27 protein-coding genes and 1 pseudogene are annotated in these 24,542 nt (G+C 60.9%); 17 read left to right on the plus strand and 11 right to left on the minus strand.

The genetic code is table 11. From position 1 onward, the window contains the following. The first annotated feature begins 21 nt into the window (after window positions 1–21). The 4 genes from ACOGXH_RS00345 (at window position 22) to ACOGXH_RS00360 (ending at window position 4,296) form a co-directional block, all read left to right on the plus strand. Entirely contained in the window at window positions 22–399 is a 378-nt protein-coding gene (locus tag ACOGXH_RS00345) for a TadE/TadG family type IV pilus assembly protein (RefSeq protein ID WP_419927132.1), read from the plus strand. Continuing rightward, window positions 396–845 carry a TadE/TadG family type IV pilus assembly protein gene (locus ACOGXH_RS00350; protein ID WP_419927133.1) on the plus strand — a complete coding sequence of 150 codons (450 nt, stop codon included), beginning with the start codon at window positions 396–398 and terminating at the stop codon, window positions 843–845. The genes ACOGXH_RS00345 and ACOGXH_RS00350 overlap by 4 nt, the downstream gene beginning before the upstream one ends. Before the next feature lie 71 nt (window positions 846–916). After that, on the plus strand, window positions 917–1,309 hold the full coding sequence (locus ACOGXH_RS00355) for a hypothetical protein (protein ID WP_419927134.1): 393 nt from the start codon (window positions 917–919) through the stop codon (window positions 1,307–1,309). Window positions 1,310–1,980: 671 nt separating this feature from the next. Beyond that, window positions 1,981–4,296, plus strand: coding sequence for a LysM peptidoglycan-binding domain-containing protein (locus tag ACOGXH_RS00360; protein WP_419927135.1), 2,316 nt, complete (start codon window positions 1,981–1,983; stop codon window positions 4,294–4,296). Here ACOGXH_RS00360 and ACOGXH_RS00365 read toward each other — a convergent pair. Beyond that, window positions 4,289–4,735, minus strand: a complete 447-nt coding sequence (locus ACOGXH_RS00365) for a hypothetical protein (RefSeq protein WP_419927136.1) — start codon at window positions 4,733–4,735, stop codon at window positions 4,289–4,291. The genes ACOGXH_RS00360 and ACOGXH_RS00365 overlap by 8 nt on opposite strands. Before the next feature lie 706 nt (window positions 4,736–5,441). Here ACOGXH_RS00365 and ACOGXH_RS00370 point away from each other — a divergent pair. Both ACOGXH_RS00370 and ACOGXH_RS00375 read left to right on the plus strand, forming a co-directional pair. After that, a complete protein-coding gene (locus ACOGXH_RS00370; RefSeq protein WP_419927137.1) occupies window positions 5,442–6,035 on the plus strand; it encodes a hypothetical protein in 594 nt (197 codons plus the stop codon). Next, window positions 6,026–6,424 carry a hypothetical protein gene (locus ACOGXH_RS00375; RefSeq protein WP_419927138.1) on the plus strand — a complete coding sequence of 133 codons (399 nt, stop codon included), beginning with the start codon at window positions 6,026–6,028 and terminating at the stop codon, window positions 6,422–6,424. The genes ACOGXH_RS00370 and ACOGXH_RS00375 overlap by 10 nt, the downstream gene beginning before the upstream one ends. Before the next feature lie 98 nt (window positions 6,425–6,522). Here ACOGXH_RS00375 and ACOGXH_RS00380 read toward each other — a convergent pair whose 3' ends face one another. Next, on the minus strand, window positions 6,523–7,932 hold the full coding sequence (locus ACOGXH_RS00380; protein WP_419927139.1) for a DUF4349 domain-containing protein: 1,410 nt from the start codon (window positions 7,930–7,932) through the stop codon (window positions 6,523–6,525). Between the two features lie 134 nt (window positions 7,933–8,066). On the opposite strand from ACOGXH_RS00380, the gene ACOGXH_RS00385 reads away from it, so the two are divergent. The 6 genes from ACOGXH_RS00385 (at window position 8,067) to ACOGXH_RS00410 (ending at window position 12,390) form a co-directional block, all read left to right on the plus strand. After that, window positions 8,067–8,612, plus strand: coding sequence for an RNA polymerase sigma factor (locus ACOGXH_RS00385; RefSeq protein WP_419927140.1), 546 nt, complete (start codon window positions 8,067–8,069; stop codon window positions 8,610–8,612). Further along, on the plus strand, window positions 8,609–9,610 hold the full coding sequence (locus ACOGXH_RS00390) for an anti-sigma factor family protein (RefSeq protein WP_419927141.1): 1,002 nt from the start codon (window positions 8,609–8,611) through the stop codon (window positions 9,608–9,610). Before ACOGXH_RS00385 ends, ACOGXH_RS00390 begins: the two co-directional genes overlap by 4 nt. Window positions 9,611–9,669: 59 nt before the next feature. Then, on the plus strand, window positions 9,670–9,999 hold the full coding sequence (locus ACOGXH_RS00395) for a hypothetical protein (RefSeq protein WP_419927142.1): 330 nt from the start codon (window positions 9,670–9,672) through the stop codon (window positions 9,997–9,999). Next, window positions 9,996–10,967, plus strand: coding sequence for a thioredoxin-disulfide reductase (gene trxB / locus ACOGXH_RS00400; RefSeq protein WP_419927143.1), 972 nt, complete (start codon window positions 9,996–9,998; stop codon window positions 10,965–10,967). Before ACOGXH_RS00395 ends, trxB begins: the two co-directional genes overlap by 4 nt. A gap of 62 nt (window positions 10,968–11,029) precedes the next feature. Next, window positions 11,030–11,359 carry a thioredoxin gene (trxA, locus tag ACOGXH_RS00405; protein ID WP_419849513.1) on the plus strand — a complete coding sequence of 110 codons (330 nt, stop codon included), beginning with the start codon at window positions 11,030–11,032 and terminating at the stop codon, window positions 11,357–11,359. A 50-nt stretch (window positions 11,360–11,409) separates the two neighbouring features. Continuing rightward, the gene (locus ACOGXH_RS00410; RefSeq protein ID WP_419927144.1) at window positions 11,410–12,390 is read left to right on the plus strand and encodes a peptidoglycan-binding protein; all 981 of its coding nucleotides are present in this window, start codon (window positions 11,410–11,412) and stop codon (window positions 12,388–12,390) included. Window positions 12,391–12,596: 206 nt separating this feature from the next. On the opposite strand, the gene ACOGXH_RS00415 is transcribed toward ACOGXH_RS00410, so the two are convergent. The 9 genes and pseudogenes from ACOGXH_RS00415 to rpmH form a co-directional block, all read right to left on the minus strand. Further along, on the minus strand, window positions 12,597–13,475 hold the full coding sequence (locus ACOGXH_RS00415; protein WP_419927145.1) for a ParB/RepB/Spo0J family partition protein: 879 nt from the start codon (window positions 13,473–13,475) through the stop codon (window positions 12,597–12,599). Further along, on the minus strand, window positions 13,450–14,217 hold the full coding sequence (locus ACOGXH_RS00420) for a ParA family protein (protein ID WP_419927146.1): 768 nt from the start codon (window positions 14,215–14,217) through the stop codon (window positions 13,450–13,452). The genes ACOGXH_RS00415 and ACOGXH_RS00420 overlap by 26 nt, the downstream gene beginning before the upstream one ends. Window positions 14,218–14,288: 71 nt before the next feature. Continuing rightward, window positions 14,289–14,885 (minus strand): 16S rRNA (guanine(527)-N(7))-methyltransferase RsmG, encoded by a 597-nt coding sequence (locus ACOGXH_RS00425; protein WP_419927147.1) that lies wholly within the window; start codon window positions 14,883–14,885, stop codon window positions 14,289–14,291. Window positions 14,886–14,888: 3 nt separating this feature from the next. Next, window positions 14,889–15,368 (minus strand): protein jag, encoded by a 480-nt coding sequence (locus ACOGXH_RS00430; protein WP_419927300.1) that lies wholly within the window; start codon window positions 15,366–15,368, stop codon window positions 14,889–14,891. 297 nt (window positions 15,369–15,665) lie between these two features. Next, window positions 15,666–15,818: pseudogene (locus tag ACOGXH_RS00435) on the minus strand (Jag N-terminal domain-containing protein); the annotation flags it as partial. 2 nt (window positions 15,819–15,820) lie between these two features. Next, a complete protein-coding gene (locus ACOGXH_RS00440) occupies window positions 15,821–17,050 on the minus strand; it encodes a YidC/Oxa1 family membrane protein insertase (protein WP_419927148.1) in 1,230 nt (409 codons plus the stop codon). 4 nt (window positions 17,051–17,054) lie between these two features. Next, window positions 17,055–17,363 carry a membrane protein insertion efficiency factor YidD gene (yidD, locus tag ACOGXH_RS00445; RefSeq protein WP_419927149.1) on the minus strand — a complete coding sequence of 103 codons (309 nt, stop codon included), beginning with the start codon at window positions 17,361–17,363 and terminating at the stop codon, window positions 17,055–17,057. Then, on the minus strand, window positions 17,360–17,704 hold the full coding sequence (locus ACOGXH_RS00450) for a ribonuclease P protein component (RefSeq protein ID WP_419927301.1): 345 nt from the start codon (window positions 17,702–17,704) through the stop codon (window positions 17,360–17,362). The genes yidD and ACOGXH_RS00450 overlap by 4 nt, the downstream gene beginning before the upstream one ends. Beyond that, window positions 17,701–17,835 carry a 50S ribosomal protein L34 gene (gene rpmH / locus ACOGXH_RS00455; protein WP_419927302.1) on the minus strand — a complete coding sequence of 45 codons (135 nt, stop codon included), beginning with the start codon at window positions 17,833–17,835 and terminating at the stop codon, window positions 17,701–17,703. The genes ACOGXH_RS00450 and rpmH overlap by 4 nt, the downstream gene beginning before the upstream one ends. A gap of 357 nt (window positions 17,836–18,192) precedes the next feature. On the opposite strand from rpmH, the gene dnaA reads away from it, so the two are divergent. From dnaA to ACOGXH_RS00480, 5 genes are all read left to right on the plus strand, one after another. Further along, window positions 18,193–19,572 (plus strand): chromosomal replication initiator protein DnaA, encoded by a 1,380-nt coding sequence (gene dnaA / locus ACOGXH_RS00460; RefSeq protein ID WP_419927303.1) that lies wholly within the window; start codon window positions 18,193–18,195, stop codon window positions 19,570–19,572. 244 nt (window positions 19,573–19,816) lie between these two features. Then, window positions 19,817–20,911 (plus strand): DNA polymerase III subunit beta, encoded by a 1,095-nt coding sequence (dnaN, locus tag ACOGXH_RS00465; protein ID WP_419927150.1) that lies wholly within the window; start codon window positions 19,817–19,819, stop codon window positions 20,909–20,911. A 7-nt stretch (window positions 20,912–20,918) separates the two neighbouring features. Continuing rightward, complete coding sequence (gene recF, locus ACOGXH_RS00470; protein ID WP_419927151.1) at window positions 20,919–22,004, plus strand: DNA replication/repair protein RecF; 1,086 nt, start codon at window positions 20,919–20,921, stop codon at window positions 22,002–22,004. A gap of 42 nt (window positions 22,005–22,046) precedes the next feature. After that, window positions 22,047–22,367: a DciA family protein gene (locus tag ACOGXH_RS00475; protein WP_419927152.1), complete on the plus strand. Its 321-nt coding sequence runs from the start codon at window positions 22,047–22,049 to the stop codon at window positions 22,365–22,367. 177 nt (window positions 22,368–22,544) lie between these two features. Then, window positions 22,545–24,536, plus strand: coding sequence for a DNA gyrase/topoisomerase IV subunit B (locus tag ACOGXH_RS00480; protein ID WP_419927153.1), 1,992 nt, complete (start codon window positions 22,545–22,547; stop codon window positions 24,534–24,536). The last annotated feature ends 6 nt before the right edge of the window (window positions 24,537–24,542 follow it).

Genomic DNA, 24,542 nt, shown 5'->3' on the forward strand with positions numbered 1-24,542 from the left:
AACGGTGGGGCAGACCAGGGAATGGGATGCGAGCGCGGAGAAGTTACGACCACCGTCCTGGTCGTGCCCATAGCCATGCTCTCGATCCTTGTAGTCGTCCAGGCAGCCCTGGTCTTTCATGCCCAAGCCCTCGTTGATGCTGCTGCTCAAGATGGAGCTCAAGCCGGTCAAGGTGAATCGGCCGCAGAGGCGGCAATTCACGCAGCCGCGCGATCGGTCATTGGAACAAGCGCAGGAAATCTGCTGTCCAACGTGGACGTCTCCGTACAAGCGGACCTTGTGCGCCTATCGGTGACCGTGCAGGCCACGGTGAAGTCGTTGATCCCTGGGTTTAGTCCCACCGTCTCTTCAACTGCGGCGGGCCCCCGTGAGGTCTTCGTCCCTGTGCACCGAAGATGAAGACAACGTTCTGGCGACTTCGGCGGCGCAAAAGCGCCGCCGAACGAGGCAGCAGTGTGGTGGGTCTGGTGATTCTGGCACCGATGATGGCCACACTCCTTTGCTTTGTTGTGGCCGCCGGCCGGCTCGGAGTAATCGAGAGCAAACTGACTTCCGCAGCTCGCGGCGCGGCCCGCGCTGCCACGCAAACCCAGTCAGTCTCTGCTGCACAGGCCGTGGCGTCAACGACCGCAGCGGCCACCCTGGACCGCCTGAACACGGGTTGCCATGGCGGACCCAAGGTAAGCGTTTTGGAACTCGACCTTCGTCCAGGAGGGAAAGTGCACTTGCAGGTCTCGTGCGTCGTACGGCTGTCCGATCTGGCCGTTCCCGGCCTGCCCGGAAGTCGAGTGGTGTCCGCAGACGCCATTTCTGTAGTGGACCGCTTTCGAAGCGGGGGCTCGTAGCTGTGCGCTGGGGCCCCTCCAGAAGGATCCGAAGCCCTGACCGGGCACCCAGAAAACAGCAACGAGGGCAGGTGACGGTGGTTTTTGTCGTCATGGCTGCGGTGCTAGTCATGCTCGGAGGACTGGCCTATGACGGAGCCCAGATACTGAACGCCAAGAGAGCCGCCTCCTCATTGGCTTTGGAGGCAGCCAGAGCCGGCGCTCAGGCGATCTCAGCCGAATCCATTTACCGAGGGGAAGGAAATGTGACCGTTGATCCAATTCAGGCACGAATCGCGGTGTCCGAATTTCTCGGCGGGCACAGCGAGTGGTCGATCTCAGTCCGAGGCGACACGGTCTCCACCACCGTGTGGTTGACCCAGCCTCTTCAAGTGCTCTCAGTGCTCGGCATTGAGACACGTCGGGTGACTGGCTCCGCCAGTGCCCGTGCCATACAGGGAATAGACAGAGGAGATTACCGATGAACCTGAATGAAGATCCCCAAAGGGAGATCGCCCGCGGCTTGGCTTCGGCCGTGTTATTGACCGGATTGTTGATAGGAGTTCCGATACTCCTGATCTTCGGGGTGGGATGGCCGCTTCCCCAAGGGATTCCCTCGGGTGCGGACGTTGTTACCGCCATCAAGACAGGCGCCGTGCCCCCCTCTACGATCTGGAAGTCAATCTCGGTCGTGGTGTGGATTCTCTGGTTCCTGCTTCTTGCCGGAGTGGGGATAGAAGCGTGGGCTCATCTTCGAGGTCGAGTTGCCCCCCAAGTTGCTTTCTTGCCCTCGTTCATTCAGCGCTTTTCTGCCCAAATCATGGGCACGGCTCTTCTGATCGCCTTCTCACTCCAACATCCCGGGGTGGCAATGGCCGAAAACCAAGAGCTTCTTGTCCCCACAACTTTCGAGATGGATGCAGCGTCCAACGATGCAGTGCCCACAGATTCAGTGCCCACAGATTCAGGACCCAAAATTGCAGGACCGGTCATTCATACTGTGGAGCGACACGACAGCTTGCGACAGCTGGCTGATCGTTACCTAGGGGATCCAGACAGGTGGACTGAGGTTTTCGTCTTGAACGAGGGGCAACCCCAGACAGACGGAGGATTTCTGTCCGACCCAAGCCAGCTTCACGCGGGGTGGGAACTTGTCATGCCGGCTGATTCGCGAATTCCCGGTGCTGCCGAGTTCAGCGTTGTTGGGGATTTCGATGGCAATCAGCAGTCAGACGAACCTACTGCTGAGCTTGAGCACTCCTTGGTCACAGTTCAAAGTGGCGACACCTTATGGGGACTGGCGGCTGAACATCTCGATGACCCAGAGAGATGGGTTGACATATTCAACTCCAACCAAGACATCATCCAAGATCCAGATGTCATTTTGCCTGGATGGCGACTTGAGATCCCCGACTCTGATCCCAAGCAATCCGTCGCTGTGCCTCCGTTCCAATCCTTGCCGGAGACAGACGTCGACCTCAAAGTCCAAATCCTGCCGGAGAAGGCCGTCGACGTTGACCTCAGAGTCCAATCCTTGCCGGAGACAGACGTCGACGCTGACCGTGTGGCGGCCTACGCCACGGCTAGGCCAACAGTCGTGGTCAGCGTTCCCTCCGAGAGCACGGATCAACAGTCAGCCCTCAGCAAGGAGGCGATGTTCGCAGTCGGTGGTCTCGGGGTCTTCGCCAGCAGCCTTGGATGGGTGCTGGCCCGACTCCGAAGGACTCAGCGCCGTCGATTGCCAAATGGTCGAATGCCCGTGCCTCCCTCCGAGAGCGCCGTTCAATTGGACCAACAATTGCAAGCCGCTTCTGATCCCGATGCTGCTCTCTTTCTAGACGCGTCTTTGCGAATCATGTCTTCACAAGTTGACGACAATGCCCCGCCCAGCGTTGTCGGAGTAACGCTGGACCCAACCAGAGTGTCCATTCGCCTCAGCTCTCCCCTTGACCCTCCACCGGGATTTCAAACTCCCGACGAAGGCATGTCCTGGACCTTTCTGAAGGACGCAGGTTTGGAGCAGTTCTTGGCAGAAGCAGATGGAATTCCCGCGCCACTGCCCACTTTGGTTACCGTGGGCCAGGCAAGGGGCCAGGAGTTCTTGCTGAACCTTGAGCACATGGGCGCTCTAAACCTGGAAGGGAACCCCGAAGCGATCAACGACTTTTGCGCGGCGTTGGCAATGCAACTGGCCAGTAGCCACCTAGCCGATGACCTCACTGTCTTGTGCGTTGGGTTTGGACAGGAGCTCACCGTGCTAGAACGGGTTGAACACGCTTACAACGTGGCCTCCGCCATTGAGCGCATTGAACACCACCAGCGTCAAAATCGAGCTTTGCTGGGAAGTCATCCTCCCGTCGGCGGCAGAATTGGGGGCAGCGGAGACCATCCGCTCCCCATTGTGGCGCTGCTCCCCCATCAATTGAGCCGGGAGGATGCCTCACAGCTCATCGAAGCCTGCGACCCTTCGGTCAGTGTTGTAGCCCATGGACTGGTCGACGCGTCCTGGGTGGGCCAATTCAATGAACACGGTCTGCTGCTTCAACCCATCGGACTGCTGCTAGAAGACCACGGATTGCCCGAATCATCCATCACGGCATTTGCTGAATTGGCCTCTTCAGCCAAAGACACTGAGGGGGTTGCGCTCACTGTGAAGCCAGAACCACACCTGATCGAAGACGAGCACGACGCATCTGCCATCGACGCAACAGCTACTGACATTGAAGTGCGAGTACTGGGAACAATTGAGGTGCTGGGAGCTGCACAACCGTTTACCTCGCGCCGAGCGCTGGACCTGGTTGCCTATCTGGCCTTCAATCCTGAAGGAGCTGATCGAGACCAGCTGCGAACTCACATCTGGCCCACCGACGAGCCACCTTCTGAGTCCACTTTGGCCAACACGGTGAGCCGAGCCCGCAAGGCTCTTGGGACAAATGATGACGGCGATCTGTACCTGCCTAGAGTGAGCCCCAAGGGGATCTATCGGCTGCGGGCAGGTGTGGGGACTGACGTTGCCAGATTCGAATCACTCGTTTCCGCTGCCCGCAAAGACTCCAGCGAGCGCGGTCGAGAGCAGCTTCAATCTGCTCTTGACTTGGTGAGGGGAACACCATTTACCGGCGGCGCCGGAGATATGTTCCGGTGGGCTGACTTCGGGCTTCGCACCCATATCGACTGCCTAGTGGATACTGCGGCCCACGAATTGGCCGAGAGGTGCTTAGAGGTTGGTGATTCCGACAGTGCCAAAAGGGCAGTCCTGACCAGCATCCAGGTGGTAGGGGTCTGCGAGCAGTGCTACCGCCTGCGGCTTATGGCTGCGGCGGAGAACCCCACCGAGATTCGCCAGATTATGGCGGAGCTTGTGGCAGTGCTGAAGAGGGAGAACGACCAGCCCGAATCTGACGATCTCATCGGTCCCGAGCTGCTGGAGCTCTACGAGCAGTTGATGTCATCTGGTTCGTTGTTCAGATAGCCGGAGTGGGCGGCGACTCCGTCTTGCGGCGGCGGATCCACCAGATGAGGGCGGCGATGGCTGCGATTATGGGGAGGAAGGGCAGCAGTACGCCGACCACGATCAGGATCACGCTGAACACGGCCACCACGCCGCTGGCACCGTCGGAGACGGAGTCGCCGAACCCGGGCAGGGCATCGTCGGTGTCCACCTGCACCCACACAACCGACTCGCCCCACACCTCGTCGAGAGCGGTGCCATCGAAGTTGACCGGGGTGGCGGTCACTTCGAGCTCGATGGGCAGTCCCCTGGTGGCCACTCGGCCGGCCAGCCGACCGTCTTCGATGGGCAGCTCCAGCACCGCGGCCATGAGCTCGTTGGGCTCGATGCGGTTGAAGTTGCCCTGGACGGGTCGGAAGTTGTCCAGGTTGAGACGCAGGTTGCGGGTGGTCACCTCCACACATGGCCGAGCTGGTGGGCTTGTCCTGGCGAGAGAACGATTAGCCCGGAGCCAATGCTCCGCAGAACACCCTAGTTGCGTCTCCAAGCCCATTTCCGCCACTGCGCTCTTTACCATTGGCAAACCCACTACACGCATACACAGCCTCCATTGATCCCAAAGTCGTTGGAGGTGCAGCTGGTAGCGAGCGGTATCGTGCGTACGCCGAGAACGCTCGCAGCGGTAAACTGGAGGATTGAGCATGGCTCCCTCTGATTCGGCTGCGCTTGCGTTCTTGGCAGAAAGCAGACCTCCTTCTCAGAGGGAGCCACCCGCGTCACCGGACGATTTGCTGTCTGGGAGTCCGACTGGGCAAATGGTCAAAGCAGTGAACGACGGTTCCACATCGACGCTTCGCGTGTGAGCACCACCAGTGGCAACTGCCAGAAAGCTGCGGACACCGGTGGGGCTCACGGCTGCCAAGACTTCCTTAATGTATGTCAAATGTGTTGACTAAGTATGTTGAATATTTTGATGTTCCCAGCGGGGCGGGCTACTTTCTTGCTCGCCAAGAACGCTGCGCACACGCGCCGCCCCCAAGGAGGAAATAGATACTTGTTCACACCCCTAGGTGTCCACAGCGTGAACAGTCGGCGGTGGGCTGGCCACCGTCCCGACAAACGATTAATTCACATTTGAACCGTTTCCGCATCGCCTCTGTCATTTCGTGATAGCGGCCTTTATGTTCGGGGCCGGCACGGCGTCGGCCCAGACCGGCGACGGAACCGGGGGCGGGGGGTCCGAAGGGGCATTCGACCAGAACGACCCGCCTCCGCCGCCGGATGAAGTCCCCACCCCCGACTCCCCGCCGGACTACATCCCCGGCCCGCTGCCTGACCCCGAGCCGGCAGACCCGCCGTCCAACAGATTCAGGTACGGCAAGCAGATCAACCACTCCGGCTACAATTTCGACCACATAGCGGGAACCCTGTACGGGCGGACCACATGCACCAGCACGACTTGGCGCTATGTGCGAGTCGGCCATCCCTCGGCGGGGGCCTACTACCAGGGCACTAGGAGTTGCAGCCGTCTCGACCGGCACGTCGTCGTGTACTGGTACGAGCGGCCCTATGTGCAGGGCGATCAGATTGGGTTCAGGAAGCTGTACGGCAGCGTGACCGCCCCGAACTGCTATCCGCTGACCAACCCGGTTCTGAGCATCGTCAGCTACGACACTGACTACGATTCGGGCACGACGCGCCTGGGGGTGCCGTGGTATCTGACCTCCAATGTGACCATCCACACCGCCACTTGCGTCTGACCGGCGCGGTCCTCTCCGTCTCGCTGCTGATGCTCGCCGCCTGCTCAGGCGGCGGCACAGCGGCGATGTACGGGGACTTCGAACCCCGCTGCTTCCCCGGCAAATGCGAGACGGAAACGCAGGGGGCGGGCCGGATGAGGGTGGACGTGAATATCTACGGCGGCGGGAAATGCGCCATCTCTTCAGAAGTGGCGCGGAACGCGAACTGGGCGGGGCCTAGGAGGTTCGCGGTCACGATGGTCGGACCCGACACAGCCGTGTGGGCCGACGTGGTCGCAGAGCACGGCACGTTCGAGGCTGTTCAGGAGTTCGACAAGGGCTTCGGTTGGGTCGAAGTTGAAGTCGAAGCCGTGGGGCTGTGGAACATCAGGGCCAACTGCGACGGATGACACCGCAACACCACCTCCTGCGGGCTGTCCATTCGGTGGACAGGCGTGTTTGATGGTGGTGTTCCAACTCGGGCGGTGGTGCCAACTGAGTTGTTTGGTCAACACCCCCTAGTCGGCGGACCCTGCTCTCTCGTTCTCCGGTTGCGCCGGCGGCGGATCCACCAGATGAGGGCGGCGATGGCTGCGATTATGGGGAGGAAGGGCAGCAGTACGCCGACCACGATCAGGATCACGCTGAACACGGCCACCACGCCGCTGGCACCGTCGGAGACGGAGTCGCCGAACCCGGGCAGGGCATCGTCGGTGTCCACCTGCACCCACACAACCGACTCGCCCCACACCTCGTCGAGAGCGGTGCCATCGAAGTTGACCGGGGTGGCGGTCACTTCGAGCTCGATGGGCAGTCCCCTGGTGGCCACTCGGCCGGCCAGCCGACCGTCTTCGATGGGCAGCTCCAGCACCGCGGCCATGAGCTCGTTGGGCTCGATGCGGTTGAAGTTGCCCTGGACGGGTCGGAAGTTGTCCAGGTTGAGACGCAGGTTGCGGGTGGTCACCTCCACGTCGGTGAGCGCTGAGGTGCCGGAGTTCTCCACCTCCAAGCAGAGGTAGACGTCGGCCTCGGGCTCCACGGTTATGTTCTGCACGCCCAGGCACGGGTCGTCGGCGCTCTCGGACACCCAGGCGGTGACCAGGATGCCGGTGTCGGGCAGCACGGTGGGCGACTGGGTGATGGTGAGTGTGATGGTGGCCAGATCGACCTGGTTTTCCAGGGTGCGTAGCTGGCCTCTCAGCCGCTCCAGGGTGGTCTCCCGGTCGAGCAGCTCTCGCTCGAGCTCGGCAACGTCTTCGAGGTCGGTGGCCTGCTGGAGGAAGTTCCGTAGGCGGTCCACGCTGGCCTCGGCGGTGATGATGCGGCTTCTCAGATCAACGATGATCTCGGTCACGTCGTCGGAAGTGATGGACTGGTCGACCAGCTTTCCCACCCCCGACAGCCGTTCGAGGGCGGTGGAGAAGTCCTGGGGCAGCACCTTGAAGGTGATGTTGGTACGGGGGGCGGGTTCGGTTCGGGTGTTCTGGGAGAACACGATGCCGCCCAGCCTCTGCACGATGGCCACTGCCTCCCGGCTGGCCGCTTCCACGTCGTCGGCCTGCACGGAGATCTCGGCGGTGTAGATGATGTCTCGGCCCAGATCAGCGGGGGTGAGGGCAGTGGGAACAGCCAGGCCGCCGTCGTCGCTGAGCCGTGTCACCTCGACGACTTCGGCGTCGTCGCTGGCAGCCTCTTCCATAGGCGCATCATCCGACGCCGGCCTATCGAGCCCCTCAGATGTGCTTTCGACGGAAGCCGCGGGCATGTCGTAATCGGCCGGAGCGGCCGTGCCCGCGTCGTCATCGCCATTCGCACCGCAGGCGGCAAACAGCACGAAGAAAGCGCTGAGCACCGCCAGCAGAACGAAGATGAGCCGACGACGTCGTGATTCGGCTGGAGTGCGATTGGTGTCGGGCATGGTGTTTCTCCCCCGTGTGTGTCGTCAGATATGACGAAGGCCAAGCCCGCTGGGTTCCCCGAGCGATCAACTAGTGCTGTGTTACCGGTGGGTACCCTCAGAGCATCAGGGGCACAGCTGACGACACAGATCTGGTGAAGAAAGCCCAAAAGGGCGACCAGGCCGCGTTCGATGCCCTTTTGCGTCGGCACTACAACCAGATCTATGCCGTCTGCCGGCGGTTGGCCGGCAACGAGGCCGATGCCCTGGATGCCACCCAGGAGGCCCTCATTACCTTGGTACGGCGCATTGACCGCTTCGACGGGCGCTCAAAGTTCACTACCTGGATGCATCGGGTGGTGGTCAACGCTTGTCTGGACGAATTGCGGCGTCGGGGTCGGCGGCCAGTGCCGACCGCGGTGGAGGAACAGCCCTTGGCGGCTGCCGAGCGGCCGGTGGCCGAGGCGGTGGCCGATCGACTCGACATTGAATCAGCCCTGGCTCAGCTGCCCGGGACTTTCCGAGAGCCGCTGGTGCTGTGCGACCAGCTGGGCATGAGTTACGAGGAGATTGCCCAGGAGATGGACATTCCCCCGGGAACGGTGAGATCTCGCATCTCCCGGGGGCGTCGACGCTTGGCCGAGGTGCTGAGCGGGAACCCAGAGGGCCCCGGCCAACGTCACACTGGGGAGAAACCATGAGCGACGAACGCGGCGATCTGAACCCACAGGAAATGGACGAGCTGGCCTCCGCCTATCTGGACGGGGAGGCCACGCCAGAAGAGGTCGCCCTGGTGGAGAGCGATCCCCGCATGCAGGCTCTGGTGGAGGAGCTCCGGGCGGTGCGGGACCTGGTGGCTGCGCCGGTGGAGATGCCCTCCGACGAGGTGCGGGATCAGATGATCGCCCGGGCCCTGGATCACCGGGCCCCGGTGGTGTCTTTGGAGACGGCCCGGCGGCGGCTTCGGGCCATTCCCCCCCAGGCCAGGGTGATACTGGCGGCCGCTGCGGTGATTGCGGCCATTGCGGTGGTGGGTGTGACCGTCTTTGAACAGCAAGGTGACGAATTCGCCGGCAACGACGACTCGGCCTCAGCGCCAGCAATGGCCGACGCCCCGGCCGACGCTGAGCCTGAAGCACCGGCGCCCGTTGCTGCGGCCGAAGCCGAGAGCTTGGAAGTTCCCGAAGAGTCGGCACCCATGGATGATTCAGACGACTCGGGAGAAGCCTTCGCAGCCGAAACCCCCGCCGAGCAGGCGGGAGATGAAGAAATGGCCATTGAACTCAGCGAAGCCCCAATGGACGACGGCTACGCCGCCGACGCTTCGGCGGAAGACTCAGGCGAACCCGAACCAATGATGTCTGATGAGCCAGAAGCCGCACCGACCTCGGGCGACGCCCTCTTGGTATTCGAAACCGCGGCTGATCTTGCCGACTACGCGCTGCTACTCACCGAAGAGCTCATTTACGTTCGGGAAACCGAAAGACTTGACGACGCCACCGAAGTGGACCTCTTGGGCTGCCCGCTGTTCCCAGACGAGGGTCTCGAACTGCTGGCCCGATTTGATGCATTGGTGGACGAAGTCGACGTCCAGGTTTCCGTGTACCTCGCCGATATCGACTTGCAACTCATAGAGACAACTCCGCCCCCCGAATGCGCACCGCACAACGAGAGCGTCTTCCTCGGCTCGCTGGAATAGCCCCCGCGCCCCGTCCACAACATCGGAAATGACATGCCTCGGCGGTAGTCTGAGGATCTATGGCTAAAGCCTCTGAGCCTAAGGAAGACCCAACCACCGCTTCGATGCTGGGGCTGTCGGAGGACTGGCCAGAACAGGCAACCGATGCCGTTGTCAACACCGTGGACAAGGTCCGCGATGTGACCACCGGGCCGGTCGTCAACTTCACCCGCCTATTGGGTTATCTCGTCTTTGGGGTATTTCCCCTGATCATCGTGCTGGTGCTGGGCATTATCGCCGCGGTGCGAGGGCTTGAGGTAGCCACTGGGAGGGCTTGGGCCGCCCACGGAATCCTCGGTCTGGTGTTTGTGTCGCTCGGGGCCTTTGCCTGGTCGAGGCGGCCCGCATGACCGAGCAGGGCATCCGCAATGTGATCATCGTCGGCTCGGGTCCGGCTGGACTGACGGCGGCCATCTACTCGGCCCGCGCCAACCTTGCTCCCTTGGTCATCGAAGGCGAGCCGTCCTCCACCAGCGACCAGCCCGGCGGCCAATTGATGCTCACCACCGACGTGGAGAACTACCCCGGGTTTCCCGACGGGGTGATGGGCCCGGAGCTGATGATCAAGTTCCGAGAGCAAGCCCAGCGATTCGGCGCCGAGATGCTTACCGACAAGGTCACCCGGGTCGATTTTTCAGGCCCACCCCACGGCGTGTGGGTCGGCGACCCGACTGCCCCCGAACCCACTTATCGGGCCTGGGCGGTGATCGTGTCCACCGGAGCCCAGTCGCTCATGCTCGGCCTCGAGGCCGAGGAGAGGCTGATCGGCCACGGCTTGTCCACCTGCGCCACTTGCGACGGCTTCTTTTTTCGGGACCAGCACATCGCCGTGGTGGGCGGGGGCGATTCCGCCATGGAGGAAGCCACCTTTTTGACACGGTTTGCATCGAAAGTAACGGTCATACACCGACGAGACGAGTTACGAGCCTCGAAGATCATGCAAGACCGGGCGTTCGCCAACGACCGCATCGAATTTCTGTGGAACAATGTGGTAACCGACATTCGCGGCGACGAAAAGCTGGCCGGCATCGAGGTGCAGAACACAGTCACCGGAGAGGCTGCCGTGCTCGACGTGACCGGACTGTTCATCGCCATCGGCCACCGCCCCAATACCGACTTGTTCGAAGGGCAACTAAAACGCAAAGAGAACGGGTATTTGGTTACCGAGCCCGACTCCAGCTGTACCGAGATCGAGGGGGTATTCGCCTGCGGCGATGTGCAGGATGACTACTACCGCCAGGCGGTTACCGCAGCGGGGTCGGGCTGCATGGCGGCAATCGACGCCGAGCGCTGGCTGGAGTCCGCCGGACACGGCTAATCCCAAGAACCGCTGATAGGCTGACCGTTCCCCGACCGAATCGAACGAAGGGACGCCCAAAGATGGCAGAGAGCATCACCACGCTCACCAACGAAACATTCGACGAGGTCATCGGCAGCGCTGAACTGCCGGTCGTGGTCGATTTCTGGGCTGAGTGGTGCGGCCCTTGCAAGATGATCGCCCCGATCCTCGATGAGATCGCGGTGGAGAAGGCTGGCGTGATCAGCGTGGCCAAGCTCAACGTGGACGACGCCCAAGACGTTGCGCTGCGTTATCAAGTTATGAGCATTCCCACGTTGATCGTGTTCAAAGACGGAGAACCGGCCAAGCGGATCGTCGGTGCCAAGGGCAAGCAGCAGCTGCTCCAGGAGATCGGCGAAGTCGCCTTTTGATTGTCCACCCACGCTCGTAATCTGCGGGGGGCGCAGCAGGAGCGCACAAATTGGCCGATTACCACCCCCCTACCCTCAAGCGAGGAGACGAGAGCGACGACGTCGTCGCCTTGCAGCAGAAGCTAGCGACTGCTGGTTTTGCCCTGGCCCTTTCGGCAAACGGGGTCTTCGACGCCTCTACCGCAGCCGCCGTCGCCGATTTCCAGGCCAGCCGCGGTCTCAGCGTCGACGGGATCTGCGGACCGCATACCTGGACCGCCCTGCAAGAAGCCAGCTGGGCACTAGGCGACCGCAACCTCTTTTCGAGCCAGCCCATGTTGAGGGGTGACGACGTGGCCGAGTTGCAGCTTCGGCTCGGTTCCATGGGATTCGATGCCGGCCGGGTGGACGGGATCTTCGGTCCCGATACCGGCGAAGCGGTTGAGGAATTCCAGCTCAACAGCGGATTGGTGGCCGATGCAGTGTGCGGACCGGAGACCACCGCGGCGTTGCTGCGCATGTCAGCCAGAGTCACCCCGGCCACGGTGGCGACGGTTCGTGAACGGGCCAAACTCCAGCGGGCCCCCCGGCGGCTGACCGAACAGCACATCATGATCGCGTCGACGAGCACCATGGCCGCGGTGGCCGGAGAATTGGCCACCGGTCTGCGGCGGTCGGGGGCGAACGTCAGCGAGGCTTGCGACTGGCCCGAGTCCCAGCGAGTGGACGAGGCCAATCGGCTTGAAGTGGACGTGTTCCTCGGCTTGCTCCCATCAGATGAAGCAGCATGTCGAGTGGCCTATTTTGCCACCGAGGGATTCGTCTCCCCCGGTGGCCAGCGCCTGGCCAGCATTCTGGGCCAACGGCTGCCAGCGGCATTGGGCATCGAGAAAGCCGATGTGAGAGGGATGCGGTTGCCCGTGCTGCGCCATACCCGGATGACCGCAGTCCAATGCCTCATCGGCCCCCCTGGTCTGGTCCAAGCCCGCCTCTCCCCTCTCGCCCGCTCTATCGAAGGCTGCTTAGCCTTTTGGGCAACCCGCCCGGCCTAACCTCCCTCCTCCAGCAGCGAGGCAGGGTTCCAACGGTAGGCAGGCTGGGGGGTGACCGGGCTATTCCAAAATAGCGGGGTAGCGCCGTAACACAGGCGGACCGGGGGGTGGCGCCAGAGGCGGACTTGGCGCACGCGAAGCACGCCAAGCCGCCGTAGAGCGACAGGACCCGCCGGTGCGCCGGAGGATTGTCAACTTAAGGACTGCTACGCCTGAAGCATCACCCTATAAATGCGCTCCAAATCATCTAGATCAGCAAACTGAATCACCAGTTTTCCCTGACCCTTGCCGAGCGTCACATCCACCTTGGTATCAAGATGATCGCTCAACAGGCTCTCCAACTCCAGCACCGCCGCTCCCCTGTCGGCGCCGCTCGACTGCGGAGTCTGATGCGAGGCCTTCTTGGCAGCCGGAGCGACACCTCGAGCCGCCTCTTCCACCATGCGCACGGTCAGCCCGTCTGACACCGCTTTCTTGGCCAGCTTGATCAGGCGCTTTTCGTTAGCCACGCCGAGCAGGGCCCGCGCATGGCCGGCCGACAGCGATCCGCCTATCACCATGGCCTTGACTTCGTCGGGAAGCTGCAATAGCCGCACCGAGTTGGCCACCGCCGATCGGCTCCTGCCCAACCTCTTGGCCACGGTCTCCTGGGTGAACCCGAATTCGTCCATCAACTGCTGACAGGCAGCTGCCTCTTCTATGGCGTTGAGATCCTCCCGGTGCAAGTTCTCCAACAGGGCCTGTTCCAGTGTGTCGGCGTCTTCCGCCGTGCGAACCACCGCAGGAATCCGGTCCAGCCCCGCCTGTCGGGCAGCGCGGCACCGCCGTTCGCCGGCAATCAGCTCATATCTTCCGTCGATACTGGGGCGAACCAGCACGGGCTGAAGAACGCCGACTTCGCGAATCGACTCGGTGAGCACATTCAGTGAGGCCTGGTCGAACTTGTCTCGAGGCTGATAAGGATTCACCGCTATCGCATCGAGGGGGAGCTCCAAATAAGACGACGACCGCACGCCTTCGGATTGGGACGTGGAATCGGATATCAGGGCGCTGAGTCCCCTACCCAACCCCGGCGAGCGCGCCATCGGCAACCTCCTTGGCTAGTTCTCGGTAGGCCAGCGCTCCCCTCGACCGGGGATGAGTGACGGTTACCGGAGCCCCGTACGACGGGGCCTCCGCCAGACGGATATTCCGGGGAATTATCTGATGGCAGACCTTGTCACCGAAATAGCTGCGGATCTCCGAGGCCACCTGGGCCGAAAGCTTGGTGCGGCCGTCGTACATGACCAACACGATGAGGGATATCTCCAGATCGCTGTTCAGGCTGCTGCGAACTAAATCGATGTTCCGCATGAGCTGCCCAAGGCCCTCTAGCGCGTAGTACTCGCACTGGATTGGAACCATCACCTCACGGGCAGCGGCCATGGCGTTGACGGTGAGCAGGCCGAGCGACGGGGGACAGTCGACAAAGACGAAATCAAATTCCCCGGACACCGAGGAGATAGCGTTGTCGAGCCTTCGCTCGCGGTTGAAAGCTGGTACTAGCTCTATCTCGGCGCCAGCCAGATCCAGCGTGGACGGCGATACCCAGAGATTCTTGATCTGGGTGGCGACAATGCTGTCCCTCATGCTCCCGTTTTGCAGCAAGACGTCGTAGGTGGAGACACCGCCGGAAAACGGATCGATGCCCAATCCGGTCGTGGCATTGGCCTGCGGGTCCAAGTCGACCACCAGCACCCGATGGCCGTTCTCGGCGAGGCAGGCCGAGAGGTTGACGGCGGTGGTGGTCTTGCCAACCCCGCCCTTTTGGTTGGCCACCGCTATCACGCGGCATGGACCAGACTGAGTTGATTCCTGTAGGGACATCCAGGCAATTGTCCCTCACCCTCAACCTCGTATCAAGCACCCCCGCTCAATGTTCCACGTGAAACATCGCTGGTTCGGGTGGTTCGGTGGAATTTGGGGGATGTGAGGGTGAGGTTGTCAGGGGATAGGCCGTGGTCAGAGAGAAGGTCAGAGGGCCAGGGGGTAGCGTTGGGGGCGGCGCTTACGATGAGTTCGCCGCCGAGGCGAAGCAGGGGAGCGGCTGCTTCGATCACTGACGGTGGCGGTCCAAAGCTGCGAGCTGTTACAAGGTCGGCCTGGGCTAGATGCAGTTTGCCTTGACCGAGGCTTTCGGCACTGGCATGGACTACGGCAACACGCTCAGACCATCCCAATCGGGCGCAGTGCAGCTCCAAGAAGGCAGCCCTGGGTAGCGAGGATTCCACCAGTGTCCAATTGGACTGGGGCCAGGCCGCGGCGAGAACTAGGGCTGGCAGGCCACCGCCGCTACCCAAGTCCACCGCCTTGGTAGGGATCGCAGCAGCCGCGACAGCAAAAGCCAACGAGTGGTCGATCTGCCGGTTGATTGCCTGTGGGCCAACCCACCCCCGTTCCTGGGCTTGGTCGAGAACCGCGATGAGTCTCGTCCGGTCGGCACCATCCAAGGGCACGGATCAATCGGGAATTATCACAACCCAGCGGCGTGGCTCTTGACCTTCCGACACGGTGCTGACTCCATCGATCTCAGCGACGACGTCGTGAACCACCTTGCGGTCCGCTGCGTTCATGGGCTCAAGGGGCCGCTCCGCACCGTTGTCCCGCACTTCAAGGGCAATCTTCTCGCAGAATGCCTCTAGTGCAGCCCGGCGGCGCTCGCGATACCCGCCAATGTCAACTCGGATGCGGCCCTCGCAGTTCCCATCCGACTTGCGTTGCACCAGCATCCGAGAAAGGTCCTCCACCGCCCGGAGCGTGTTGCCCTTGGGTCCAATGAGCAAGCCCACCCCCTGAACGTTCTCCACTCGCATTTCCATGGTTTCGTCGTCAACGCGCTCGGCATAGACGTCGGCGTCGAGATCAAAGGCATCCAACAGCCCATCAAGAAACTCAACTACCAGTGTGCTCTGCTCCTGCAAGCTCATCGGATCTTCCATTGGTTTACTCTCCCTGGTTTTGTTCCCCTCTGGGGTCTTTTGTGAACGGTTCTTGCCAGTTCCGCGGTTGCTAGTTCCGGCATTCTCAGACTTCTTCTGCTGTTCGCGCGAAGCCCTCTCTCCACCCTTTGGCTTCGAATTGCGATTCTGGCCTTTGTTGGCCTGGTTGGACCGATTCCTATCTTGCCTCACATTGCCCCGATCAGGCTTGCGGTTTCGGTTCCGGTCTCTGCTGTTGGAACCGCGTCGGTTCCGATCGCGCTTTTCCCGGGGCATGACCGGTCGCACTCGAGCCCTAATGCGAGCTTCGGTTTTACGAAGGCCCAGCAGGGCCGACTTGGGCTCGTCCACAACGGAGAACTCGGCTTCGCTGCGGTCTACTCCAAGCCGATCCAGTGCTGCCTCTTCGGCTTGGGCAATTGTCTTGCCGGTGACTTCTAGCCACTCCATGGCTACCTTCTCCTCTTCTTCCGCCGGCGCCGACGATCCGTGGGATGTGATTGATGTCCCTTTTGGGTGGTCCGGCTCGACTGGCGCTGTGCCGGCGGTTCTTTTGTCGATTTCGTGCCGCCCGAATTCGAACCCGCAGCTTTCGTGTCTTTGGCTCGCGGGTCTTTTGCCCGGGCGTCCCTTGCCGCTGTCTCATTGGTCGTACGAGACGACGATCGCTGTCCGGAAGATCCACCCGTGGTGCGTCGACTGTCCGTTCTCCGCTTCGGTGGGGTTCGCGACGTAGGCCGACGCGTTCCGTGATCGGTAGTTGGGGCCCGTGATCGGGCTAGTGGACGAGGTTCTTCCTCGTCTGGTTCGGGAGGCTCTTCCTCCTCCTCGTCTTCCATGGTGCTCTCAATCAAGGCCTGCCGTTCCCGGTGCGGGTTGTAGATCCGATGGGTGATCACCGCTTGCTGGCCCACTCGCACAATGTTCGAGCTCACGAAGTACAAGTTCAGACCAGCGGGAAATCCAATGGAGATGATCGGCAAGAACCAGGGCATGACCTTCATGATCATCTGTTGCTGGGGGTTGATCGGAGTATCGGGGTCGCGGCGCCCTGCTATCTGGCGCTGCTGGACGTAGCTGGATACTCCGATCAGGACGATCAGCAATAGGAAGGGGAGCGCGGTGGAAAACGAGTCTCGAAATGCATCAGTGAGGCTGGCCGACAAATCCATCCCCAGAAAGTTCATCTCTGTGTCGTTTTCGAGCGCCATCCGCAGTTCAGAATCAGCCGCCAAATACTGGGGATTGAAAGTCCTCTCAGCAAAGTCAGGCGAAGAGGCAACCCCGCGATTGCGGGGCAGCACGCCCCATCCTGCGTATGTCCCTAAGTCACTGACTCGCCGTGTCAAGCCTTGGATTAGGCGGAAAAGGACGAAAAATACGGGAAGCTGAGCGAGAATGGGGAGGCAGCTCCCCAGAGGATTCACGTTGTTGGCCTGATACAGGCGCATCATCTCCTCGTTCATCCGCTGGCGGTCGCCTTGGTATTTCGCTTGGATTTTCTTCACCTGGGGCTGAAGAGTCTGCATTCGCAGCATGGAGCGCGTTGTATAAAACGTAAGAGGGGTGAGAACCAGCATCACCGTGAGTGTGAAAAGCATGATGGCGTTGCCGTAGCTGTGGCCCAGCGTGTAGTAGACGCCCAACAGCCAAGCAAGACCGTCGAACAACCCGTCGAACACAGAGTCAAACACCGGACACCGCCTCGCTCGCCGTCGGGTCAGGCGCCAGGCGGCCGTTGGCGTCAGGCACCGGGTCCCAACCAGACGGGCCCCCGGGTCGGCACCGCAACAGTCGGCGAATGCTCAGCCAAACACCCTTGGCCGCGCCGTGCACCTCCACTGCCTCGGCTGCGTAGTAGGAGCAGCTCGGTACATATCGACAGGGACTCGGGCGATGGTCGGTAGCCCGCTGGTAGACGGTAACCAGACCCCTCACGGCTCGGGCCGGCGTACTCATCGTCGGCATGTCGCCCTGGTGATTCACCGGGTTCATCTCGCTTTCCGATCCAGCTCAGAAAGACAAGCCGCTAGTGAAAATCGCAGGTCAGCGTAACTGGGCCGTCCAATACCCCGACGAGTGCCGATGAGGTAGAAGCCAGCCGGAAGTCCGCTGGGGGTCTCTCGATCCAATGCCCTCACCGCTTCGCGCATACGCCGGCGGATCTTGTTGCGGATCACTGCAGAACCCAATTGCCGAGGCAGCGCGTAGGCCACTTGGGCTGCGCCCACCGTGGAGTCAGGCAAGTGCCGGACCCAGAGCAATCCATCTTCCGCGCGAATTCCATCGGCACTCAGCCGAGCGAACGTGGAGCGTCCCCGAAGCCGCTCGATCAGGCCGACAGCCTTTTGCGGCCGCGGCGCCGACGAGCATTGATAATCGCTCGCCCGCTTCTCGTCGCCATCCGATGTCGAAATCCGTGCCGCCGAGCCCGGCGTAACACATTCGGCTGATACGTGCGCTTCACAACTTCCTCCAAGGCCGGGGTCGCATCCTTTGGGGCCGCCCTACAAGCGCCTCCCGTCTCCCGGCGTCCCCTCTACGCTACGGCCTCACCCAGCACCACGACAACCAGTTGTCAACGGAGCCCGCCCCCAGCTCACAATTGCCACCTGAACGACACTGGCAACATCACCAACACAAGCCTCTGACCTGCGAATATCGGGCAACTTGCCCGTGCACGACCACAGAAGAGGTGCTACAGTGCTGAATTCCAGTCGAGGCGGTGCCAACTTGGTTGGGCGAAGAAAATAGATCGCGGGTTATCCACAAGTTATGCACATATGTGGATACCACACATTATTATTGTGGAGTTACCACCAAAATGGTGTCAGCAACTGTTCTCTGGTCCTCATGCGCCAACAGCATACGAACTCAAGTCCCCGACGCCGTTTGGCAGTCGACTTTCAATCCAGCAAAACCGACGTCTCTCGAGGAAGATGTTCTGGAGCTTACTGTCCCGAACACAATCATCAAAGACCGCCTCGAAGGCGAGTACTTTGAAGTCTTGAGAAACGCTCTTGCTAGCTCAAACGCCACACATATCACCCTAAAGATCTCCACTGAACAAGACACCACCAGTGAAGATCTTCACGTTGCCGTCTCTTCTCCACCGGTAGCGCTTCCAGAAGTCGATAGTCCTACGCCAGCTAGCCGAACCAACAACGCTCTTCACCCCAACTATGTCTTTGGCAAGTTTGTGACAGGCCCGTCCAACCGGTTTGCCCAAGCAGCTGCCCTATCTGTGGCTGAAACCCCTGGTAAATCGTACAATCCCCTGTTCATCCACGGCCACGCCGGTCTCGGCAAGACCCACCTCCTCCAAGCCATTGGGCACTACGTCAAGAGCCACTACGTTGATGATCAACGGCACCCAATAAAGCGCATTGTGTATGTGTCTACAGAGACCTTCCTCAACCAATTCGTTGATGCGATTCGTACGAACACTCGTAGTGATTTCAAAAAGATCTATAGGGAAGTTGATGTTCTCCTTGTTGACGACATCCAATTTCTTGAAGGAAAAGAGGGATTGCAGGAGGAGTTCTTTCACACCTTTAACTCACTGCATGAAGTAAACAAGCAGATCGTTCTTACAAGTGATCGTCCACCTGATGCTATTCCTACACTTGAAGATCGCATGACGAGCCGATTCAAAATGGGACTCTTAACCGATATCCAACCTCCAGATCTTGAGACTCGGCTAGCTATTCTGCGAAAAAAGGCCGAACAATCGAATTTTGTGATCAATGACGAAGTACTGACATTCATCGCAAGCAACATCAAAGACAACATCCGCGAATTGGAAGGAGCTTTGACCCGGGTTACCGCTTATGCCAGCTTCAACGACAGATATTTGGATCTAGAACTGGCCCAATACGTCCTCCGGGATATAACGGCTCGTCGAGAGCCGCAACCGGTTACCGCCGATGTCATCTTGAACGCCACGGCCGAGCTGTTCGGGTTCCACGTTGAAGACATCGTGGGGCCGCGACGGCAGCGGCCTCTGGTGAAGGCCCGCCAAGTTTCCATGTACGTCTTTCGGGAGCTGACCGAATTGAGCTATCCGGACATTGCTCGGGCATTTGGCGGCCGCGACCACACCACCGCAATACACGCCGTCCAGAAGATCACCAAGCAGATGGCCGAGCAACCCGAGACCTTCAATCAAATAACCGAACTGATCCAGAGGATCAAGAATGCTTGAGTCGCCGTCGGTGGGGACGTCTGGGGGATTCCCCTGGGGACAGACGCCGCGGGGTTGGGGGCAACTGGGCTTCCATCCACAGGAAATCGAAAATCGCCGCGTACAATCCACTTGCCTGGGGAAAGTGCAGGAACAACAAATCGCAGGCTAACCAGGGGAAATGATGTGTTTCCACATTTCCACCGCCCTACTGCTGCTAGCAGTAATTTAAATTAACTACTACAGGTAAGAAAGCGAGAACCCTGTGAAATTCCGATGCGAGAGAGACGCCCTGCTGGATGCTTTGTCGGCAACAGGCAGAGCTGCGGGAACTCGCGGGGGATTCCAGCTGGTGCTCTCCGGGGTGCATATGTCGCTCAGCGGCGACGAGTTGACGCTGACGGCAACAGATCGTGAGTTGACGATCACGGTACAACTGACAGTTGCCGGGGGTGGTGACGGCGAGGCGGTGGTGACTGCTCGGCTGGCCGGCGAAGTTGTTCGTTCACTTGACGCCGGTGCTGTGAACGTGGAATTCGATGATGAGGGCATGCACATCGATTCGGCTCGGTCCAAATTCTCCCTGCAAACCATGGGTGTGGAGGATTTTCCCCAGATTGCCTCATTGGAGGGAGACCCCGTAGTGCTGGAGGCCGAGGCCTTGTTGACCGCACTGCGCCAGGTGGTGAAGGCGGCGTCGGCTGACGAGTCACGGCCGGTGTTGACGGGAGTGCTGCTATCGGCCGAGCAAGAGGGCCTTCGCCTGGTTACCACGGATTCTTATCGCTTGGCGCTATGTGATCTGCCCGGTTTGGAAGTACTGGGATCGGAGCAGAGCGTGTTGGTGCCTTCCCGGGCACTGCAAGAAGTGATTCGGTTGCTCGGGGACATCGAACAAGTGAGCGTCCGCTTCAGTGAGCGTGAGGCATCCTTCTCACTGGGGGCGGTGACGGTAACAACTCGACTGATAGAAGGGGAATTCCCCAGCTATCAGGGATTGATTCCGACCCACCAACCCAATCGGCTTACCGTGGGAACCGAGGCATTCATCAATGCGGTGAGAAGGGTTCGTCTCATGGCTCAGGATTCGACCCCGATTCGGTTGGACATGACGAGTACCGGACTTGAGCTATCAGCTACGACGCAAGACGTCGGCGAGGCCAGGGAGCAGCTGGACGCGACGTTTGAGGGTGAGGATCTAACCGTCGCATTCAATCCCGAGTACCTGCTAGACGGAGCAGAGGCAGCACCCGGTGATGAGATTGTGCTGAACACAGTTGACGCACTGAAGCCGGCGGTTATCCGGACACCCGAGTCCGAGGGGTTCCTGTATTTGTTGATGCCTGTGCGTATCAACTGAGCAGGGTGTGCGGCTTCAACACATCTGGCTGGCGGACTTTCGCAACTACTCTCAACTCGATTTGGAGTTTCCCGCTGGCACAAGCCTGATTGTGGGCTCCAACGGAGAGGGTAAGACCAACTTGCTGGAAGCGGTCTTCTACCTGGCCACTATGACATCGTTTCGCGTCACCCCCACCGAGGCATTGATCCGCACCGGCGCTGAGAGCTCCGGTGCGGTGGTAAGGGGCGAGATGAAGGTGGACCAAAGAGATGTTCTCTTTGAAGCCGCACTCAGGTCTTCGGGGCGGTCCCAATTCCAGGTGAACCGCCAGAGAGTCCGCCGGCGAGACCTGCTGGGCTTAGCCCCGGTGTCTATCTTCATGCCAGACGACCTAGTCCTGCTGAAGGGGGGGCCTGGCGAGCGACGCCGCTTTCTCGACAACGCACTGAGCCAGATCGACCCCCGTCTCGACGTGGCGCGGTCGGACACCGAGAGCATTCTCCGCCAGCGGAATGCCTTGCTTCGCCAGACCGGTGGTCACCTCAACGCCGATGCAGAGATGACTCTGGATGTATGGGACGACAAACTCGCCGATGTCGGCGAGCGCTTGGCCGCGGCCCGAAGGAGTCTGGTGGCCGAACTAAGCGTCGATGTGGCCGCGGCCTACGGTGAGATTGCCGGCCAGGCAACCCCGGTGGATTTGGCCTACGAATCAACCTGGACGGCAGGCGAGCTGAAGGAGACGCTGAGCCGAGTCCGCAGCGAGGATTTGCGTCGGGGGGCGACGACAGTGGGTCCTCATCGCGATGACATGTCGGTGATATTGGAGGGGAGGCTGGCCCGCACCCATGCGTCGCAGGGAGAGCAGCGATCGCTGGCCTTGGCATTGCGCCTAGCCGTACACCGGGAGCTGGGGAGGGCTACCGGCCAGTCTCCGCTGCTGTTGCTGGACGACGTGTTCTCCGAACTTGACCCTGAGCGGTCGCGCGGTGTGCTGGGGGCCTTGCAATCCGAGCAGACCCTGCTGACGACGGCGGGGGCATTGCCCGGTGACATCGACTACAGCGCCAGATTCAAGGTGACAGCCGGACGAGTCGAGCGCGAAGAGTGACTCTCGGTTTTCCTACCCGCACGGTGGAGGCAAACTAGGACGATGGGATGGGAGCCGCTGAACAAGTCATCGGGACCCAAGCGGCTGAAGGAAGCGCTCGACCGGTTGGCGTCGGGGCTGAAGGCACCGCGGGCCCAAGTCTTGAGCATGGTCTTCGACTCTTGGGAAGGGCTGGTCGGCTCCGTTATGGCCGCCCATTCGTCGCCGGTGCGACTGGTTGGAGGCGAACTGGTAGTGGCGGTGGACGACCCTGCATGGGCCACTGAGATGAGGTTTTTCAGCGCCGAGCTGATCAGCCGGATCAACGCCGCCGCCGAAGAGGAAGCTGTCACTTCTTTGATAGTGAAGGTCCGCCCCCGGTGATGGTTGCCGAGGGCCGGTAAACGCCTCTCCGGTGAGTCAATCAGGCCCGAAAAACTGGTAGAATTTCACCATCGGAGGCAGCGCATTTGGCCGACTTGCCCGCGAGGCGAATTGTTCGGCGGGAGCGACTGCCCAACCCCCAACAAGGCCCGTCTATCAGGGCAGAAAAGCCAGGTCGTGACTAACACGTCTGAGTCTTACAGAGCCGAAGACATAACCGTTTTGGAAGGCCTCGACGCCGTCCGAACGCGTCCGGGCATGTACATCGGGTCAACCTCGGTGACCGGGCTGCATCACTTGGTATATGAAGTGGTGGACAACGCCGTGGACGAGGCCATGGCCGGCTTCTGCACGACCATCGAGGTGACCCTGCTGGCCGACGGCGGCTGCGAGGTTCGCGACAACGGGCGAGGCATCCCCGTCGACCCCCATCCCCAGCATCCCGACATGAGTGCAGTGGCGGTGGTGCTCACCCTCCTGCACGCGGGCGGCAAGTTCGGCGGCAACGGCTACAAGGTGTCGGGCGGCTTGCACGGCGTGGGCGTATCGGTGGTGAACGCTCTGTCCACCCGTCTGGAGGTGGAGATCGATCGGGGCGGCCGTCTCCACACGATGTCGTTTGCCAATGGCGGGGAAATAACAGACGACCTGCGGGTCACCGGTGACAGTCCTGAGGATTGCACCGGGACGACGGTTCGCTTTTGGCCTGACGAGAGCATTTTCGACGACGTCCGGTTCAGGGCCCAGGGCTTGTTGGAGCGGCTTCAGATGATGGCGTTTTTGAACCGCAACCTGGAGATCAAGTTCCGCGATCTGCGTCCCGACGGCACGGGCGGAGCCGACTGGACGGTGTACTGCTACCAAGACGGCATCAGCGACTTCGTCCGGGAGGTGAACAGCTCCAAGGACGCGCTGTTCGGTGAGGTCGGCTTCTTCTCGCAGCAAGAAGACGGCGACGAAGTGGAGGTGGCCTTTCAGTGGAACACCGGCTACAACTCCGACGGACTGCACTCCTTCGCCAACGGAATCAACACCGTTGAGGGCGGCATGCACGAGGAGGGCTTCCGCAAGGGGCTCACTCGAGTGGTCAACGACTACTGCCGGGCCAAGGGGCATCTGAAGGAGAAGGACGACAACCTGGCCGGCGAGGACATCCGCGAGGGGCTCACGGCCATCGTGAGCGTGAGGCTTAGAGAGCCGCAGTTCGAAGGCCAGACCAAGGCAAAGCTGGGGAATGCATCCATGCGCTCTCTGGTGGAGCGGGCTACCAACGAGAAATTGGCCGAGTGGCTGGAAGAGAATCCCTCCGACGCCCGAAAGATCGTGACCAAGTGCCTTCAGGCCCAGAAGGCCCGACTAGCGGCGCGCCAGGCCCGCGACGCCACCAGGCGCAAGTCGGCTCTCGACGGAGCGGGACTGCCCGGCAAACTTGTCGACTGCACCTCCACAAACCGGGATGAATGCGAACTGTTCATTGTGGAGGGGAACTCGGCGGGCGGGTCGGCCAAGGATGCCCGAGACCCGAAAACCATGGCCATCCTCCCCATCCGGGGGAAGATCCTCAACGTGGAGCGGGTTCAGGTTGACCGGATGCTCCGCAACACGGAAATCCAGGCACTGGTGGCGGCGATCGGCGCGGGTTTTGGCGAGGAATTCGACGGAGGCAGCGAAAACGGAAACGGCAACGGAGAGGACAGCGAAGGAACTTCTCCGGCTGAGTCTCGGATCCGCTATGGGAAGGTGATCCTGCTGGCTGATGCCGACGTGGACGGCAGCCACATTCGCACGCTGCTGCTTACGTTCTTTTATCGGCAGATGCACAAGCTGGTGGAGGATGGACTGGTCTATATCGCCCAGCCGCCGCTGTATTCCACTGAAGTGGGCCGTTCGAAGATTTATCTCAAAGACGACCATGCCAAGGAGGCCTTCTTGGCCGAGAATTCCAAGCACAGTGCGGAATTCCAGCGTCTGAAGGGCCTCGGTGAGATGGATGCCGAGGAGCTGTGGGCGACCACCATGGACCCGGAGCGACGCACCCTGCTGCGGGTCTCGGTGGAGCAGGCTGCGATTGCCGACGGGGTGTTCTCCAGGCTGATGGGAGAGGATGTGCAGGCACGCAAACAGTTCATCCAAACCAACGCCAAAGACGTCCGTTTCCTGGACATATGAACGCAG

The organism is Candidatus Poriferisocius sp., assembly GCF_965208355.1.
In the GTDB taxonomy this organism is placed as follows: Bacteria; Actinomycetota; Acidimicrobiia; order Acidimicrobiales; family Bin134; genus Poriferisocius.

Bases quoted from the DNA above. Each gene is read 5' to 3' on its own strand.
- ACOGXH_RS00345 (WP_419927132.1), top strand. From the start codon at position 22: ATGGGATGCGAGCGCGGAGAAGTTACGACCACCGTCCTGGTCGTGCCC.
- ACOGXH_RS00350 (WP_419927133.1), top strand. From the start codon at position 396: ATGAAGACAACGTTCTGGCGACTTCGGCGGCGCAAAAGCGCCGCCGAA.
- ACOGXH_RS00360 (WP_419927135.1), top strand. From the start codon at position 1,981: ATGCCGGCTGATTCGCGAATTCCCGGTGCTGCCGAGTTCAGCGTTGTT.
- ACOGXH_RS00380 (WP_419927139.1), bottom strand. From the start codon at position 7,932: ATGCCCGACACCAATCGCACTCCAGCCGAATCACGACGTCGTCGGCTC.
- ACOGXH_RS00390 (WP_419927141.1), top strand. From the start codon at position 8,609: ATGAGCGACGAACGCGGCGATCTGAACCCACAGGAAATGGACGAGCTG.
- ACOGXH_RS00395 (WP_419927142.1), top strand. From the start codon at position 9,670: ATGGCTAAAGCCTCTGAGCCTAAGGAAGACCCAACCACCGCTTCGATG.
- trxB (WP_419927143.1), top strand. From the start codon at position 9,996: ATGACCGAGCAGGGCATCCGCAATGTGATCATCGTCGGCTCGGGTCCG.
- trxA (WP_419849513.1), top strand. From the start codon at position 11,030: ATGGCAGAGAGCATCACCACGCTCACCAACGAAACATTCGACGAGGTC.
- ACOGXH_RS00415 (WP_419927145.1), bottom strand. From the start codon at position 13,475: ATGGCGCGCTCGCCGGGGTTGGGTAGGGGACTCAGCGCCCTGATATCC.
- ACOGXH_RS00430 (WP_419927300.1), bottom strand. From the start codon at position 15,368: ATGGAAGATCCGATGAGCTTGCAGGAGCAGAGCACACTGGTAGTTGAG.
- yidD (WP_419927149.1), bottom strand. From the start codon at position 17,363: ATGAACCCGGTGAATCACCAGGGCGACATGCCGACGATGAGTACGCCG.
- dnaA (WP_419927303.1), top strand. From the start codon at position 18,193: ATGGTGTCAGCAACTGTTCTCTGGTCCTCATGCGCCAACAGCATACGA.
- ACOGXH_RS00475 (WP_419927152.1), top strand. From the start codon at position 22,047: ATGGGATGGGAGCCGCTGAACAAGTCATCGGGACCCAAGCGGCTGAAG.